This window comes from Enterobacter cloacae subsp. cloacae ATCC 13047 (assembly GCF_000025565.1).
Lineage (GTDB): Bacteria > Pseudomonadota > Gammaproteobacteria > Enterobacterales > Enterobacteriaceae > Enterobacter > Enterobacter cloacae.
In genome coordinates, this window is the sequence record NC_014108.1 from 44,143 (window position 1) to 61,649 (window position 17,507).

Below are 17,507 nucleotides of genomic sequence, written 5' to 3' on the forward strand. Positions count from 1 at the left end.
TTTGCGCATGCGCAAATTGCTCTTTCATTGAGGCATATATGATCAAAGAAATGATACTGGTCGGTGCAACATTGTTTTCATTTCCGGTATTGGCTACCAGTGATGCTGCTGCACCTGTTAAAAACCCCAGACACGGTTTATTCTGGTATGAGACTCCCAAAAAGGAGGAAGAAAAGAAGGCAGAAAATAAATATCCACGCCCTGTAATTCCTTCTGCCGATGAACTATTTAAGATGCATCCAAAGGATGTTCAGGATTTACTGGATAAAACCAGGGATTACGCACTGTTTAAATTATCCCCTGACGTTGTTCTTGATTACTACAAAGTTCAGGATGCTGCACGCAGAAAGTCAGCTGCATTTACCAGCCTGACGGGTTACGTGATGCTGGAAAATCCCCAACTGAATGCAGCTTCAGATTATCCGATCACGAATCCAGGCAACGCTGAGAAACAGCGCGAACGTCAGGAGCTTAAAAGTAAAAGTCTGATTAAAAATCGTGATGAATATGCACTGCTTTTCTTTAGCGAGCCTAATTGTGGTTTCTGCGTACAGCAATCACGTATCCTTGAAAACTTTCAGCGTGAAACCAGCTGGTATATCAAAGAAATTGATATTACTCGCCAGCCTGCGGCCAGGAAAAAATTCAACGTTGATCGTGCCCCCGTTACCATTCTGATCAAACGCAACTCCGATACGGACAAGTGGATGCCTGTCTCTGTCGGCGTCGATTCGTTAGATAACCTCAGAACCAGTATTTACAACATGACTCGCGTACTCAACGGCGAACTTGACCCGCGCCAGTTCTTTACCAATGAGAAACAGCAGGGCGGATTCTTTGATCCGTTAAAAGGAGCCAATAAATGAAACCATTACTTCATTTTATGTTTCTTATGTTTTGCCTTCTCAGTCATGCACAGGCTGAAACGTCTTCACCGCAGGCTCAGGCACAAGCTGAAAATGCGATGGTCACAGATTTATTGTTCAAAAACAGGAAGAACTTTGCCCTTCTTTATTTTGTACAACCAGGCTGTGTTTATTGCCAGCATCAGCTTCCCGTCATGGAGGAATTTCAGAAGGAAACAAACTGGTATGTGAAAACCATCGACATCATTCAGAACCCGGAGGTGCGTTCGAAATTCAATATTAATGGCACTCCGGTGATTGTCCTGATTAAGAAAAATGCTGGCGCAAATAACTGGCAAGCCGTCTCAATCGGATACTCGCCTTTAAATACATTACGTGAAGATGTTTTTAATCTGGTTCGCCTGTTTAACGGCCAGGTCCCTCAAAGTAAATATTTCGTTCGTACCCAGCGAAACGAATCAACCCCCATTCGTTAACAGGGAAGCATTATTATGAAACTCACAAATTTATTACTTCTCGCAGTCAGCGCGTTATCTCCAATCCATTGTTTCGCCGCCGGTAACTGGGCTGATAAATGGTTTGATAACGCTGTCTATGACTCACCCAGCAGTTTCGATAGTCAAAAACGAGGCTATTACACGATGGGGGGATTCACGGCGCGAACCACTACCAGTACCGATTACCCTATCACCATTTCCCCCCCTCGCCTGTCGGTAGGATGTGGGGGCATTGACGGATTCCTGGGAGGCTTTTCCTTCCTCGATCCTGATTTTTTGGTAGAGAAAGCACAACGAGCAATGCAGGCCGCGCCTTATGTTGCGTTCGATATGGCACTCAAAACCATGTGTAAGGAGTGCGCTGACACCCTGGGTAAAATTGAGCAGATCACTAACTTCCTGAACGGTATTCAGCTAAACGAATGTGCGCTGGCGAAGCCTATTGCTACAACACTGGTCGAACGCGACCCGACAGCACTAAAAGGGCTGTGGACTGAAGCAACCGGCACGAAAAATCTCGATGAAGCTGTTGATCGTATGTGGAGTGACACCACTTCAAAGATTAAAGCTGCTGATGACAAACCAATTGCAGACCTGAAATCGATGATTTCAGGATGCCCGGCTGATTTCCGGGATCTGATGCAGCATGGGTCAATCGTAGAACGTGCAGCTAAGAAAGTGGGGATGGGCGACTATGCCGATACCATTCGCGGGTACATGGGTGATGTGTGGATCGAGTCTAAAACCAACGACAAAATCCCGGTCGCTAAGTCCATCACCAGCTGCCCTCAGAATAAGAAGTTTTCCCTGGATGATATGCTTAACGGACGTGCCTACGTGAAAACCATTGATCAGCAATGTGTTCCTTCCGGCTCAAGACCTGTCCGCACCGTTGTGTATCAGAAGATGGAAAGCATCGTTTCCCGTATCAAAAATAATCAGCCGCTGACTTCAGATAACCAGGCATTCATTAACCAGACCAATATCCCGGTTTATACCATTCTGAAACAGGCTGTAGTAACCGGCCAGGATACTGTGACGCTGAACGTATTGAGCGAACTGGTTGGCCTTTACTACACGTACTTCATCTTTACCGACCTGTACCGCAATACGGAAAACACCTTTGATAAAGTCAATGAAATGGTATCCACACCACTCGCTGATCCGTCTGCCGGTTCCAAGCCCTGCCGTATGGATTTGTTTAAGCCTGCTATCGCCAAATTCGATGACCTGATCACGCAAGCGCGTGATGCCAGTACAAAAGTTGAAGCTGCCTATAACAGCCGCCTACAGTCCTATACGCTGAACCAGGGCTTCATCAAGTCGTTTGAAACACAGGAGCGCCAGGATCAAAGCGATCGTGCCGCAGGAGGCTTACGCTGATGAAAAGACACCTTTTCTTGCTCGCCGGGTTGATGGCCGTAAGCCCGTTCGCGCTGGCGATGGATGCTGAATACGTGGTCATGGGTGGCTTCTCAACCATTGTGAATGCATTTACGCGCGTCAAACTCATTTTCAATGACAACCAGTACGCCTCGATGGTCACAGCGTTTGTGGTTATGGGGATGCTTTCCGCCCTGCTGCTGAAATCGGCAAAGGGTGGTTATGAATACCTTGAAACCGGTAAAGCGCAGATGGGCATGGGATGGCTTGGCCTTACCATGCTGGGGACTATCGTTTATTTCGGTCTGGTGCAACCAAAAGGCACTATCCATATTTACGATCAGAGCCGCAACCAGTATCAGGCTGTAAGCGGCATACCCGATTTTCTCATTTTAACTGCTGGCGTTACCAATCAGGCATACCAGGCTTTTGTTGATATGAGTAACCGCAATACGGCCACCACGACGCGATTCACCGGGGAGGGAACCCCAATCAAAATGCTTCTCGGTATCCTGAACCGCAACGGTGCTCAGTTTGATCCCTATCTGACCGCCAACGTTAAAGCAATGTGGAACCAGTGTTCTCCTGTGGCAGAGACTCGCGGCTTTGATCCCCGGTCACTCAAGTCAGGTTCTTCAGTCCTGGATGTGGTATCAGCTCTTGCCCCCCTGCGAAATCAGGCGGTCTATACCAGCTGGGTAAGTCCATCAAATCCCCAGGGGGCGACAGTCACCTGCGATCAGGCCTATGTCTCTCTTAAAAGTGATTTAGGGAACCCTGCTGCCTATGGAGCGCGCATTGCTGATATCTGCACGAAGAACGGGTATACCTCTGGTAACGCCACACAGTTAGCAGAATGCAAGAGTCGCATGGAAAATGGTCTACAGACCATTTTTGGCGCAAGTGGGCTTTCGCTCAATACAGCCATGAGTAATGTCCTCGTCTCACAGGCCATCACAGACGCGATGCTTCAGAACAATCCTGACGTGGCAACCACAATGCTGACAAACCGCGCCATGATTAACGGTGGTATGGCTGACGCTATCACAAACCCTGAATGGCTAAGCTTCATCATGGCCGGTGTGATAGCAATTATCCTTTCTGTGACCCCACTTCTGTTACTGCTTGTATTCACCCCCTTAATGGGGAAAGCACTGACACTGCTGTTTGGTTTATGGATCTTTATTACCAGCTGGCAGATTGCGGATGCCCTGCTCCTTCAGGCCGGAACCGATGAAATTCTTACGGCCATGAATGACCTTAAATCGATGGGGCTTGGCATCGACGCGGTACAAATGGGGCCTTCTTCCACCATGAAAGCCATGTCGGTAATGGCATCTGCCCGTGAGACGGCCCTTCAAATCGCGATGCTGATAGCCGGGTTGTTCGGCGTAAGCGCATATGGACTCAGTGCATTTGGTCAGAAAGCCATGAGCCGGCTTGATCGCGTCACTGAAGAAACCAGCGATAAAGCCTTTACGCCAGAAGGCAAAGGTGCACAGATTGATGCCATGAATCGCGGCCATGCAACCCTGCAAACCGCTGCGGATATCGGCAACATCGAGCTAATGAGTAGCGCCACGTCCTTTAACCAAAGCTCAGCTATTGAAAGTGGCCTCACGCAAATCTCTGCGCTGGGCGGTACGCCTGGCGTAGCGGCACAGCGTTCCGGTGCGGTAGAAGGTGGTCGGGCCTCCGGCACAACGCGAGGTTACGAAAATGGAAATATGGGGGGAGGTTTCCTTGCAGCTTCAGAAACTTCAATGGTTCAGGCTCAATCCAGCATTGGTGAAGCTCAGGGTATCCAGCATGCGGCCAGCGCGTCGAACATGTCTGTTACAGAGCAGTCTGAACTCAGTAGCGGCGTGAGTCACACGATGCAAACCGCTGATGCACAATCCAACCTGAAAAATGGCGGAGGCCAGCTCTCCACCCTGTCTGACCAGCAAGGCAAGCTGCATTCCACCGAGCGTGAGACTCAGCTGGGTCACGCTGCCGGTACTCGTCAGGCGGCCAGTGCAACAGGCAAATCCGTCACCGACTTCACGCAGGAGAAAACAGCGACAAGTGCGATTAATGAACATGCAAGCGGCCAGGGCCAGCTACAGGCTTCTGGAGGTACTTTAGGAGGGCTACATTCACGCTCCCAATATACTGCGGCCGCTGAAAGTGACGAACGCCAGGGTCGTGCTGACGCGCTCCATAATGCATATGATGCTGAAGGCGGGATCGCCAGTGGGGTCAGTGAATCCCAGACAGAACATCTCACCCAGAATCTTCACGATATGCGTGAACAGAAAGCCAATATTCAGGAGATCAGCAAAGCCACGGGAACAACAGAAAGCCAGTCACGCGAAATTCTCTCTGCTGCCCGTTCTGCTGAACAGATGGGTACGCTGGAGGGGAACAACTTCAGTCCGAAACAGATGCAGGAGAATTCTGCCTGGTCAACTTCCAAAGGTGCAAATATTATCCAGGGTGAGAAAACCGCTTTCAAAGAGCGCGACGTGGCGATGCCGGAATACGCCAGACGACACGGCGAAACCGATATGCATCAGGCGCTTTCTGGTCAGGACAAGTTCGACACGCTTAGCGATGCACTTAAAGGTGATAAACCAGCCGCCGATGCGCTGGCAGGAGCCAACACCACCCTTGCGATTAACCAGAACGATGCCAGAAACCTTGAGGATAGCGGCCTGATCAACCAGACGCAGGCAGACGCTGTCCCTGATAACGGTGTAGGGACAGTCCATATGTCTATGCGCGATACGCCTGACGGCAAGAACGCATCTACATCAACGGTTAAAACGGGTAGCAGCACAGTCAGCGATGACAGCTTTACCACTAATTCTGAACAGACCTTTGGGTCCGCACCATCTGCACAACAAAATCTCCAGCATGCACCGGCGATTGAACGCTTTGTTGCTTCAGCTGAACGCACCAATGCAGGGTCTTCCTCTCGTCTGTTAGGTGCAGAGATAGCGAAAAGTCTCTCGCCATTTATCTCTCAGTCCGGGGATGGCCGTACTCAACAGGCTATCGACGGTGGGGCCAGCGTTGGCAAATCAGGGTTCTTACGTGAGGTGGGTAAAGCCGTTGGAGTGGATCTCAGCGCCGGGGTCAATATGAGTAATATTAATGGCCGCTCTACGACAACGGATCAGATAGCCGCAGCTGCCGGACATAAGATCCAGCAGTTCCGTGACAGCGCCACAGAGCAAGCCGATGCAGCTCATCTGAGCGGGAGAGACAGAGAGGAATTTATTAATCAGAACGTTGCCCTTCAGTCGGAAGCGTTTTACAGGCCATTACTTAAAGCCGCTCAGGAAACGGCTGAAGCTCATTCTACAGGCTCGATAGTCAGTGATATCTCAACGCCTCAAACTACACAGCCAACGCCTGAAAAGAGCGAGAGTGGCTTCACACGCGGCGGTATCAGCAGCCCGCTGGAATATGCCGCGCGTAAGCAGGCGGAGACTGAATCGGCGCAGCCGCAACGCGCAGAGTATGTGCCACAGCATCAGGAGCAGCAGCAACCGGCAGCATCAGAAAGGGCTAATCCGTCCGGTAATACCCTGGTCGAACGACCCGCCGTTACTGAGGCGCAGCAATCCGGGACCCTCCCCTCAGCTCGCCAGGACGCTGTAATTTCCGAAACAACAGCGCCAGCACTACCCACGCCAGGCGCAGAGCCATCACCCGCAGCGCAGCAGGTAATGGTTAATGAAAGTGCGCAATACCAGGGGCCGCAGCCATCACCGCTTCCTTCTCAGCCAGCACTGTCAGGCGGCAGTCGAAATGGCCCAGCCGAGGCAGCGACCCCTAATGAAGCAGCAGACGAAAGCACACACTCAAGCAGTGCTCATCCTCCGGTGGCCTCCGGCAACAGTGATTCCGGTATCCCACTTCAGACCAGTACAGGGGGGAATAATAAAAATATTCCGCGTTAACTAACCATAACAGCCAGGGACGGCATTGACTATGTAACAGTTAAGTGATATACGAAGTGTAGGGATATTTTATGAACGGTGAATTAAAATTTGAAAGACAAACCATTGTGTACGGGAGGTCGCAATGAAAAACTGGACCAAAAACTTTATTGAAGACATGAAGCATATCTGGCGGGAGTTCAGGCGGGATATTGCTGAAACAAATGCTAAAAAAAGCCACTGTGATGATGATATGGCTGGCATAAGCCATTCCGTGAACTGGAATAATGTACCTGATTTAGATCCGCGAAAGCCGGTTAACAACCTAGATAACTTCTACTCTCGACAGTTAAGGGGAACGGATAACCCAGGTACGCGATACCAGCACAGGAACTAATTGTTTTGCGCATGCGCAAAATGCAGCTAAGTCTGCATTTTTTTGACTAAATATGATACATTTTTATATCATGGTGACATATGTTAACACGCAGATTAATTCCGTTCTTATTACTGCTGCCTCTGACCTCTCAGGCAATTTCAATGCCTGCAAGCGACATGCAGGAATCTGAAAAAATAAAGTATATGCAGAAAATGAGTGGTACAGACCATTCACGGCTTGCCGCCTTCGTGCAGGCAGACCAGTCATTTACGCAGTGGTGCGGTCGTTCAGCTACCGTATCAGATTTAAAGCGTATATCGCTTCAAGACGGGTTCGCCATGCTCTATGAGCGTCTTAGCAGCGGCCAGGCCCAGGGAATGACGCAAACCAAAACACTTTTAGTAAAAGACAATCCTAAATTCTGTAAGGGGTAAAAAATGACTGACGAACAAATCAACTATGTAGGCTTTGCTATTCTGGCCGCACTTTTCTGGTACGTACAAATTTATCGTCCACGAAAAAAAATGCGTAACCCCGGCGAGCTGAGCGTAAAAGCTGTGATGAACCCGGAAGAACAGCAAATGTATAATGCGATCAATTTTGTATTCCCCTCCCCCTACATTCTTAAAAGCAATGTCAGCCTGGATGACCTGCTGTTTTCTCCTGATATGGACAAGAAAGCGCATTTCCATAAATCGATGCGTCAACATCAGGTTGCCTGGCTTGTACTCGACGAAAAGCGCACACCTCTGCTGGCCGTAGATTTTCTGGCTGCGGGTGAAGATTTGAAGATGAACTACCTCTCACAGGCAGGCGTGGGATGCTGCATCTTTACGCCGGGAACTTCAGCTGAACAAATGATCCAACATCTTCAGGAAGCAGCTGATTCCCTCAACGAAATGCAAAACGGCCAGTACGCGGAAAGTGAACAGCCAGCAACCGCGTAACCTTCATGACGGCCTCTTTAAGGGGCCGCTTTCAGGATGCAGCCATGTTGAAAAATGAAGTACCGCTTGCACTCAGCCCAACATGCTTTATCCATCACGTTTTTATCGATGCCTGGCATCATTCTCTTTCAACCATGATTCGAAAGGCCTCCAGACAGTTCGGAGAACAGATAATTTCGCATTATCGCTCAGACGATATCAGTGGAGAATACCGGGTATTTTCTGGATTTGGGGATGGTTACTGGATGATAGGCGTCGGTATAGAAATACCCGTTGATTTGTGCAAACAGTTCCCGTCATTAATTGTCAGCAACCGATTAATAGAAAGGAGGCACTGCCCGGATAACATTACGATGATCATAGAATATGAATTGGGGAAAATGCCCGTTGGTCGAATCAACGGGCATTTAACAAGAAAATTAACCGTTACATGTAACGTTTAATTTTTCTTCTTACCACTCAGAATATAATAACCCGTACTTACCACCAGTGCTGCAATGAGCAGCACTGATTGCCAGAACATGATTGGGTCTGTATGCATAAATCCTCCTTTGGTCGGTGATAGTCACCAACATCACTATACGTTAAGCGCGTGAGAAATGCGTACTCTCGGATCTTAAACAGAAAAGCCCGGCATTGGCCGGGCTATATGATTCTGCTGGTTATCAGAATATCAGGACTTACATGTATAATCGGAGAAGGTATCTTTCGGCTGCCAGCGGCCTAAAAGAAATGCATAACCTGGACGGTTCTGTACGCGTACAAACTCCCGCCCGAAGCGGTCAGATCGCATTGCATTTACGTGAACAGGCTCTTCTTGCTTCCCGCCCCACGTATGAATTTTGATTTTAGCCTCGCAGTCCACGGTCTTCATATTCCCGCCAAAACCTGCACAGCCTGAAACCAGAAAAACACCCAGAAGCAATAATTTTTTCATATTTTATATTCCTTGCGTAAATCCGTCTAAAAGATAAGTTTCGGCAGGAATGATAAAATCTTTAATCCCGCCCTTTGATACAAATATATATCAAAGACATGTAACAGTAAAGTGTTACATGCATTTTTTCTTTTATTTCTGTGACCAGGCCGGGAATCAAGAACCCAGGGTCTAGGCAAAGTACATTATCAGCTTCATGGGAAAATCATCAAAATGTGTACCACAGTAAAGTATTCGAAACGAACTAATACCGTTTTGTTATTACCTCACGTATCGCCACATATGCGATGGCACTTTATCAAAGTATTTACCTGCAATAATCTCAGCAAGCCGGTGATCTGAAGCAGAATAAAATACAATCAAGTCTTCCTTGCTGAGCGTATCCTCTTTACGTTGAATAATTTTCTCCAGTGTCGAAATTTCCGAAACCTTCCTGAGTTTTAATAACCAATCCTGTTTTTGCATATTAATTCCTGATTAATCGTCTGAGCCAATCCCGGCATAATTATCAAAGCGTGACCATTGCCCATTAAAGGTAAGTCTGACGGTTCCAATAGGGCCGTTGCGTTGCTTCCCGATGATTATTTCTGCAATTCCCTTATCTTCGCTTCTTTCGTTGTAAACTTCATCGCGGTAAATAAACATGATCACATCAGCATCCTGTTCAATTGACCCGGACTCCCGCAGGTCTGAGTTCAGTGGCCGCTTATCCGCACGGGCTTCCAGTGATCGGTTAAGCTGTGACAACGCAATCACTGGTAATTGCAACTCTTTCGCCAGGCTTTTCAGAGAACGAGTTATTTCGGCAATTTCCAATGTTCGGTTGGAGTCAATTTCGGGTACACGCATCAATTGAAGGTAATCCACCATAATCAGACTCAGGCCTCCACATTCACGGTGCAGTCGTCTGGCCCGGCTTCTCAGCTCTGTTGGCGTAAGACCACTGGTGTCATCAATATGAATATTGTCTCTTTCCAGTAACACTCCTGATGTAGCTGCAATCCGCTGCCATTCGTCATCATCGAGCATACCAGTACGGATATGGGTTTGATCTACGCGCCCTAAAGAGGCCAACATACGCATCATCAACTGTTCTTTCGGCATTTCCAGACTGAAAATCAACACCGGTTTATCCTGGCTGTTTGCCACGTTTTCGCAGATGTTCATTGCAAACGTGGTTTTCCCCATCGAAGGCCGCGCCGCAATCACAATTAAATCGGAGTTCTGAAGCCCTGCTGTTTTTTTATTGAGATCATTATATCCGGTATCCAGACCTGTAATGCCGTCGTGTGGAGTGTGGAATAATTGATCTAGACGCTCAATGGTACTTCCTAGAATTGCGCTAATTGGAGAAGGGCCTGTTTGAGATTTAGCTCGTACTTCTGAGATACCCATTACCCTACTTTCTGCCAGATCAAGCAACTCTTTCGCCGTCCGGCCACGCGGCTGCATTGTCTCCGAAGCAACTTCATTTACCACAGCCAGAATTTCGCGCTTAATTGCAGTCTCTCTTACCAAATTCGCATAGGCGTGAATATTGGCCGCGCTGGGTGTATTCTTCGATAATTCGGCAATGTAACCAAACCCGCCGCAGGCTTGTTCCAGTCCCTTACCTCGTAGTGAATCCGTCAGTGTTATGAGGTCAATTGGAAAGTTTTGCTTAACAAGCACGCCCATTTCGCGATAAATCACGCGATGTACTTTCAGATAGAAGTCTGCTTCAGACAGGATTTCTGCGATGTTATCCCATTCATCATTCGCTAGCATCAAACCACCCAATACAGCCTGTTCTGCCTCGTGCGAACGTGGGAGTGCGGCGAGATTCTGATCTTGAGATTCATTCTTCATTGTCTGACCTGTATCTGATGACTGTCGTTTTATCGAGTGAGTTTACCGTAACTCTGTACATGTAACTAACGCTCTCCATTGATTGTGCATGCGCAAAATTGAGCACCAAACTAATACCGGGAACCGGGAAAGCACCTGAGAATTCTTATCAGGGGCTTTCCCGGTTGGGCAAGCCGCGGGCGCGTCAGGCCTTTCCATGCTCTTTCATCAGTCGGTTCATCGCTCTTTTCGATAGCGCCAGTGTTACCGTTCCACAAAATTTTCTGCTCCATGGATCACGTATCGCCCATGCTGCGGGATCGATTCGGTCAAGTATGGCGTTCCCCCTGTAATCTTTATCATTCGACCAGTGCTGCAATACCTCTGGTAATTCGTCTACCCGACAACCTGCCAACACCGCTAGATCATATGAAGCTCTCGGCATGAAATGAATGAACCAGGAGGCGCGGGAACCCATCAGATAGCACAGATGACCTTTATCGTAACCAGCTGTAAGGTAGTTCTCAGCAAAGTAATGGCTGTTGCGGTTGGCATCCTCCTGACTTGCATAGCGGTTCATAAAGGCACATCTCCCCAGAACAGAATCAACAGAGAGCACCGGTGAGGCTGAATTCCTGCGAATATCATCGAGCCAGATTGTTTCTTCTATGGCCATTGCACATAAGCGTTCTGCGTTGCGTTCCAGCGAAGCTCGCCACCATGCTTCGATTTCCTCATGGGTAAGCTCATATTCCTCATCGGCCAGCTGAGTAATGGCTTTTGCAAAGTTGTAACGGGCAATATAACGTCGGTCGGAGTCCAGCTTCCCGGCATCGCCAAACTGTACAGCTGATAACGGTGTAAGCTCATAGCGCCCCTCTTTTTCCCAGCTCGCTAACGCGGCATATTCCCGGCGCGGCATGGAGGCTATCTGATGCACATCTGTTACCGTACTCAGTGCCGACCTACTCCTGCTATTACCGGACTTAACGGAAGGCAGGTAATGAACATGCTCATCGTTTTTAACTAGATTGAGCACGTCAGGCGAGACTTTCTGGCCGTAACGCGCTACCAGCCAGTTGTGCGGTTTCCCTCCGTCAGCAGCATCAATGGTCTGGTGAAAGTCTTCTGCGCAGATTTCTTCCACCGTCAGCTCTGGCAAGGTTAGCAGCTGGCTTTGCACTACCGGCATGCCAGCACGGGCAGCCTGTTCAGCCAGTAATGCCGGTGAGGCAATCATTTCTGCGGTATAGCTGAGTGATTTCGCTTGCCAGCCCTGTTGCCAGTATTTGTCTGCGATCAGCTCGAACATGAGGGCTATCCAGATAATCTGTTTTGCCTCCAAGTCTTGCAGCTGGCAAACGGACTGCACCCGTTGCTGCCGTGGAACGAGGTTAGTATCAGTTGATCGGTCACGGTACAGCGTCCGGGCATCCTCGTCGTACTTAAACTTAAGCAGCTGGTACGGAAACCAGTGCCGTCCGGCCCGTTCGTCAAACTCCCTGTCTGGTCGGCGTGACATACCTCGTTGCATGGGATGGGTATGTTGTGGGTGATCGGACAACACAAACAGATTGCCGCCGTTCTTTACGGTAAACGCGAAATAGCTGTAGAAGTCGCTAGGGTCACGCACAAGGTTCAGAGTGATACCATCCCGCGCACTGACAGCTTCATCGAGCAATGAGTTGATGTTCCAGAACTGGTGAACTGTATTCAGCCATGAGAAGTGGTCCGTTCCAGCCTGTTCACCACGGGTAAACTGATTGACGGAAAGCTCCTGAAATGACTTCAGCGCATCCCGGCGAATCATTGCCATCGTGCTGATGTCAGCCACAACCTTCTCTCTGCTATCAGAATACAGCCCGTATTGTTTTAGCGCCGCTGTCAGCTTTTCGGTAAAACATTTATACGAAAAACTGACTTCGTCACTATTAATCATTTTTAGAAAATCGCCACTTTTTTGCAGGTAATGTTGCGTATTTTTCGGCTCATTCAGTAATTGCCCAACGGTAAACGACCGGTTGTTAAAATATGTTTCAGAAAACGCAATGAGCAACAAATAAGTTGTTATGCCTGAAGGATCGAGAGTTTGGGATTCCTGTAACTCTTCGTGCATTCTTTTTATGGTCAGATCGGATAGCCCCGCCCCCATACGTACAGTAAAACTTTTCGCGTCCGGGTCAATGCCTGTTAATTCAACCCATACGTTAAGAGCCTGAAATAGCTTATCTGAACTAGTCATATTACCCGTCATGAACTCGTGATATTTTTCAGTATTCACTCTGTATCTGTGTTTGTATACGAGAGTGCTATTTATACATGCGGTACAATTAATACTCGCCGTTATTCACCGATGGGGCAGGTCTCAATTTTGTCCACAGTGGTACAATTCCCTCAAGCCAAATGTACCCGCAGTTAATTGCGAAAGGCATATATTTTAACATCGTTAGCAATATGACCTTTAATTTTTCATTTGCCATATCTAGAGTCTGTTGAGCACTATCAGTTCCCGGATTGAATGAGAAGTCTTCAATCACAAACAAACAAAAACCAGCCATCAACGGGTAAATGATTATACCGAAAATTGCCATCAACATTCTTTCACGGTGCTTGCGCGTTGCTCTCGTTGTCGGTTCCGTAAGTATGTTTCTTAAATTAAAGATAAACACTAAAACAACCATGTAAACTAAAAGCCTGCCCCAGACCGGCTGTAGCTCATTCCCTGTATTCCAGAAGGAAAATATTACACCTCCGGCAACGCCCAATGCTGGAGCCATAAATAGCAGCAGAATGAATGCAATTAGCTTATTCATCGTCGACTTCCTCTCCAGACATCATCAAGGAAGCATTCATACTGATAAAGGCTTGTGCAGCTTCAAGTTCTTCAAAGCGCGCAATGACTAGCGTTTCAGCGCCATAATCGCCGCGTACCTCGAAGGAATAGGCATCATCCTGATCGCAGTCTCGTCCGTCCAAATCCAGCGATACAAGCCGCAGGTTGTCATAGTCTGCATCGTTACCGAAGGGTAAATCGGAAAAGACCTCACGCAACGCACGAACATCATATTCACTGCTTTCACGACACGCTTCGTGTAATTGCCCGCCTAACGTGTCCAGCACATCCTTGCTAATCACAGTATCACCGTGACCCCGCATCAGTTCAGCAACAGCAAATATCACTCCACGCAGAAACCCTTTACCTTCTGCTTCTTTTACCAAATCTATCTGCTCAGTCATATCCTTCCTCTCATCAGCAATGATATTAATTTATATCATGAGAATATAACAGATAACTGTTACATGCAAGAGCGCATGATGTTCGTGTGAAATCGTGGGGGCTACAGGCATTTCAGCCCCCTAACTCATCTGCAAGTCAAATTGGATTTCGTTTTTCCGTGGGCCGGATAACTGGCATTCCTTGCTCAATTTCTGTTGAAGTTTTCTGATAGGAGACCCCCTGAATGTGATAATAAGTCAGACCATCAGGGATCATTTCAAGGCTATGTTTGCGCTGGGAAAGCATAAAGTCAGAACGAAATTCCCAATCATTATCCCTCTCTGGCTCAGCGTCTACGACCTGATGGATTGAGGGATGAAAATGTCCAGGTTCATCTTCGAAATCATGCATAAACCGCACCTGATATTCCCGCATATGCTTATCGGAGTGTTTTACCCCCGCAGACTTACTGAACAAAACAATATTGTAGCCTCCCGGCGCCTTGTGCCTGCGACGGCTCCCCTTCGCTTCCCTTTTTACCTGCGTAGAACGAAAACTAATGCCATCGAGCTGGTATTTCTCTGAGACACTTAGATATTCAGCTATCGCCTGAGTGATCAAGTATTCGCTGTCCTGCCGCTTACCGAAGACTGGCAGCGTCATTTTGCGTGAGAAAGTTTTTAGAAAGGCTGTTCGTTCAAGACTACGTATGGTCTTGGGGTTAAATACACTTTCGCGTGAAAAGATAAGTGTATCAAGAGCCGAAATATCGAGAATACGCATTTCTTTGAGTGGTCTGAAAGCGGCGACAACCACGCGACTGCCTACCGGCGGTCGGACTTCAGATATTGCCACATCCTGAGTTGTTGCCCCGTAAAAAACGGATATCCCCTGTGCGTTCATTCGACCTGAACGGGCTTTATCGGGTGGAGGTGGCCCGAAATTGCGCTCCGGGTGGGTCAGAGCTTCTTCCACTTCCTCTAGCGTTTCAAATACCCTGGCTCGATACAAAGCCGTATCGCCGTCAATTATCTGTATAGGAGATTCATCTTTCTCTGTTTTAAACTCTTTCAAATCGACAAACAAATCATCGAGGAACACTTTAACGGTACGGTTGAAGAACCGAGCTTCTTCATTTAGTGACCGGATCATTTTTTTCCATGCCCGACTTAAATTCTCTGAACTAAACCCTCGTCCTGTATACACATAATCTTCATTATAATTTGGTGGATCTGTATCCTGATAATCATTGAACTCATCACAGAGACAATCATAAATATCAGTAATAATATCCTCATCATCTACTTTTAGTTCGTCACAAATTACTTCCTGCGCTGTCGAGCCAGAGGTTGTACCGAAATAATAATCTGCTTCTCTTGGCTCGTAATAATCTTCAAACACCTGATTCATCAGACCAGCAATATGTGAGACGGGAACATTCTTAAATCGCTTATGGCAATAACTGCACTCCTGACCTGCTGAGCCAAAGTTTTTTATTTCTGCTTTAACATATTTCTCACCTATGCAGGCATGACATATATATTTTTCATCGTTCATTACTGTCTTGCTCCTGAAATACTTTTCAAGTATATCCGCACCTTGATTCGCTCGGTAATGGTTCACTGCTTTTTCTGTTCTCTGCCAGGCATAATCATGCACTGGAATGGTCATCAGTTATCTTACCTGTTTTAGATGTCAGTGGTTACCGTCAGTTACTTGTCCGGTTACGCCCACAGAAATGACACCAACGGCGCGAGGCGCGTTTTCCTGATTATCGCCGATGATTTCTTTTTTCCAGAAAACGCTTTCATGATTCGAATTTATATCATAGAGTATGTAACAGTAAAGCGTTACAACCAAGAGTCGACGTTTTTTCTCCGCATGCGGCAAAACGGTTAAAGATCCGCATAACCCGCAGCGGGGGCTTTTGCGGATATGTAGTGGGCTTAGCAGGTGATCGGACACCATATAGGCGATCCGTGTGACCGTTTAGCTTTCTGCCCTGGATAAATGTTTACGGTAAAACGATAAATTTCGCGTAAACTTCCGCAAATGCTGCGAAGCTCCTGGGTATTTTTTTCAGTTCCGGTGACAGACCGGAAATCGTACAATTTTGCATTCAGGCAGAGCGGGATCTGTTCCGCTCGATAAAGAGGAACGCCACGATGGATAAAGCAAAGATTAATGACGAACCGGCTGCTGCACCTCAGCGCAAGCCAGGCACTATTAGCCCAAGAGTTTTCTTTGGCGGCTTCCTGTTAGGTGGCATTGTCGGGCTTGGCCTTTCACTGATGTACGATTACAAAGCGATGCAGGCGGTATCCGTGGCTGCGATGTGTATTGGGTTTTACTACCTCGTGACCAAGCGTGCGAAGTAATGAGCGAGGTTGTTCGGCAGGAATGATAAAGATGTGAACGTGGAACCGTTCAGCGGTTCATTTCTTCAGAAATCAGAACAAGGAGTACATTCATGACCAGTTCCGTTCCTCCCCTGTCCAGCCGCGACAGGTATCGTCTGATGTTACAAACGTTTCCGCTGCTGGCGAATTACTGGAACACGGACGATGACTGCCTGCGCTATGACGAATTGAAGGAGGCTATTGGAGTGCTCAGTCGTGGCGAGCAAATCATGGCCCGGTTCTACTTGTCGGTCTGGACCGGGGAGAATCACGACTTTGACTTTCTGGATGCTGCCGCCCTGCTCAGTTCGGACGGCAAAAAAATTATTCTGACCTGGTTTGCCGATCCTTTCTGGCCGTAACTCAGAAGACACAAGCGCAGCCTTCACCAACCGGCTGCGTCACTGTCAGATTGGCGGCAATTCTCCCAGGATTCCACACTGATTTGCGCATGCGCAAATTACCCTTTGCAAGATCAGACCAGGATGTGAGGACATACTTTGGAAACTGCTTTTTTCGACAACGATGAATATTGCATGCAAATGGTTTGTGCCATCTGTTCCCGCTACCGCTATATCGATAGTGTTAACCAGCGCAAGTCCATTGTTGAAGACATCCGGCCCCTGGTTTACGTTCATCCCCGGCCCGACAGCTTTGTATCGTTTCTGACCGATGAACTGTCCCGGAGAGGACGTAAGTACCTCTGGGATCAGCAGAACTGGCAGAATGACCTTAATCTGCTTATTCGTGATCTGAAAGAGCTGCTGATCATTCGCCGCATCTCAGAAGAAGTCCACCTTACCCTTGATGAAAAATTCCGTCAGGAAAGTCAGGCACAGACTGATGGCCGGTTTCTGGAAATGCTTTTGACCTATTCTCCGGCGCTGCCAACCGAGTGTGTCGCGTTGCAGCTTGTGAGATATATCAGCGCGTTTCCGCAGGAAACCCGTTCCGCAGTCGCTGGCGTGGTGACAATGATTTTCCGCCACCTTCCGTACCCGGAAACCCTGAAAGAATCCTTTCTTTTGGACCCGGAACTGCGTGAAAGATACTGCCACCCGGACCAAGATCCCCGGCTCAGCTATGCCCTTTATCTCGCTGACGAGCTGCAATTACACCTTTGAAC

18 protein-coding genes are annotated in these 17,507 nt (G+C 48.0%); 11 read left to right on the forward strand and 7 right to left on the reverse strand.

The window, feature by feature from the left end; translation table 11 throughout:
• Positions 1-38: 38 nt before the first annotated feature.
• The 8 genes from traF (ECL_RS27245) to ECL_RS27280 all read left to right on the forward strand — a co-directional run bounded on the left by traF (ECL_RS27245) (position 39) and on the right by ECL_RS27280 (position 8,444).
• Positions 39-866: a conjugal transfer protein TraF gene (gene traF / locus ECL_RS27245; protein WP_013087345.1), complete on the forward strand. Its 828-nt coding sequence runs from the start codon at positions 39-41 to the stop codon at positions 864-866.
• Positions 863-1,342 carry a conjugal transfer protein TraF gene (traF, locus tag ECL_RS27250; protein ID WP_013087346.1) on the forward strand — a complete coding sequence of 160 codons (480 nt, stop codon included), beginning with the start codon at positions 863-865 and terminating at the stop codon, positions 1,340-1,342. The genes traF (ECL_RS27245) and traF (ECL_RS27250) overlap by 4 nt, the downstream gene beginning before the upstream one ends.
• Positions 1,343-1,357: 15 nt before the next feature.
• Positions 1,358-2,746, forward strand: a complete 1,389-nt coding sequence (locus ECL_RS27255) for a conjugal transfer protein TraH (protein ID WP_013087347.1) — start codon at positions 1,358-1,360, stop codon at positions 2,744-2,746.
• Entirely contained in the window at positions 2,746-6,696 is a 3,951-nt protein-coding gene (locus ECL_RS27260; RefSeq protein ID WP_013087348.1) for a conjugal transfer protein TraG N-terminal domain-containing protein, read from the forward strand. The genes ECL_RS27255 and ECL_RS27260 overlap by 1 nt, the downstream gene beginning before the upstream one ends.
• A gap of 124 nt (positions 6,697-6,820) precedes the next feature.
• Positions 6,821-7,072, forward strand: a complete 252-nt coding sequence (locus tag ECL_RS27265; RefSeq protein WP_013087349.1) for a hypothetical protein — start codon at positions 6,821-6,823, stop codon at positions 7,070-7,072.
• An 80-nt stretch (positions 7,073-7,152) separates the two neighbouring features.
• On the forward strand, positions 7,153-7,488 hold the full coding sequence (locus ECL_RS27270; RefSeq protein WP_013087350.1) for a hypothetical protein: 336 nt from the start codon (positions 7,153-7,155) through the stop codon (positions 7,486-7,488).
• Between the two features lie 3 nt (positions 7,489-7,491).
• Positions 7,492-8,001, forward strand: a complete 510-nt coding sequence (locus ECL_RS27275; protein WP_013087351.1) for a DUF2726 domain-containing protein — start codon at positions 7,492-7,494, stop codon at positions 7,999-8,001.
• 44 nt (positions 8,002-8,045) lie between these two features.
• Complete coding sequence (locus tag ECL_RS27280) at positions 8,046-8,444, forward strand: hypothetical protein (RefSeq protein WP_013087352.1); 399 nt, start codon at positions 8,046-8,048, stop codon at positions 8,442-8,444.
• Positions 8,445-8,674: 230 nt separating this feature from the next.
• On the opposite strand, the gene ECL_RS27285 is transcribed toward ECL_RS27280, so the two are convergent.
• The 7 genes from ECL_RS27285 to ECL_RS27315 form a co-directional block, all read right to left on the reverse strand.
• Positions 8,675-8,938: a hypothetical protein gene (locus tag ECL_RS27285; protein WP_013087353.1), complete on the reverse strand. Its 264-nt coding sequence runs from the start codon at positions 8,936-8,938 to the stop codon at positions 8,675-8,677.
• A gap of 261 nt (positions 8,939-9,199) precedes the next feature.
• Positions 9,200-9,403 (reverse strand): Hha/YmoA family nucleoid-associated regulatory protein, encoded by a 204-nt coding sequence (locus tag ECL_RS27290; RefSeq protein ID WP_013087354.1) that lies wholly within the window; start codon positions 9,401-9,403, stop codon positions 9,200-9,202.
• A gap of 12 nt (positions 9,404-9,415) precedes the next feature.
• Positions 9,416-10,786 carry a replicative DNA helicase gene (gene dnaB / locus ECL_RS27295; RefSeq protein WP_013087355.1) on the reverse strand — a complete coding sequence of 457 codons (1,371 nt, stop codon included), beginning with the start codon at positions 10,784-10,786 and terminating at the stop codon, positions 9,416-9,418.
• Positions 10,787-10,970: 184 nt separating this feature from the next.
• Positions 10,971-13,046 carry a hypothetical protein gene (locus tag ECL_RS27300; RefSeq protein WP_013087356.1) on the reverse strand — a complete coding sequence of 692 codons (2,076 nt, stop codon included), beginning with the start codon at positions 13,044-13,046 and terminating at the stop codon, positions 10,971-10,973.
• 49 nt (positions 13,047-13,095) lie between these two features.
• Entirely contained in the window at positions 13,096-13,578 is a 483-nt protein-coding gene (locus ECL_RS27305) for a hypothetical protein (RefSeq protein WP_013087357.1), read from the reverse strand.
• Positions 13,571-14,002, reverse strand: coding sequence for a hypothetical protein (locus tag ECL_RS27310; protein WP_013087358.1), 432 nt, complete (start codon positions 14,000-14,002; stop codon positions 13,571-13,573). The genes ECL_RS27305 and ECL_RS27310 overlap by 8 nt, the downstream gene beginning before the upstream one ends.
• Positions 14,003-14,138: 136 nt before the next feature.
• Positions 14,139-15,653: an RES family NAD+ phosphorylase gene (locus tag ECL_RS27315; protein ID WP_013087359.1), complete on the reverse strand. Its 1,515-nt coding sequence runs from the start codon at positions 15,651-15,653 to the stop codon at positions 14,139-14,141.
• Between the two features lie 494 nt (positions 15,654-16,147).
• Here ECL_RS27315 and ECL_RS27320 point away from each other — a divergent pair, with 494 nt between their 5' ends.
• From ECL_RS27320 to ECL_RS27330, 3 genes are all read left to right on the forward strand, one after another.
• On the forward strand, positions 16,148-16,360 hold the full coding sequence (locus tag ECL_RS27320; RefSeq protein WP_013087361.1) for a hypothetical protein: 213 nt from the start codon (positions 16,148-16,150) through the stop codon (positions 16,358-16,360).
• A gap of 92 nt (positions 16,361-16,452) precedes the next feature.
• Positions 16,453-16,743 (forward strand): hypothetical protein, encoded by a 291-nt coding sequence (locus ECL_RS27325; RefSeq protein ID WP_013087362.1) that lies wholly within the window; start codon positions 16,453-16,455, stop codon positions 16,741-16,743.
• A 138-nt stretch (positions 16,744-16,881) separates the two neighbouring features.
• Entirely contained in the window at positions 16,882-17,505 is a 624-nt protein-coding gene (locus ECL_RS27330; RefSeq protein WP_013087363.1) for a hypothetical protein, read from the forward strand.
• The last annotated feature ends 2 nt before the right edge of the window (positions 17,506-17,507 follow it).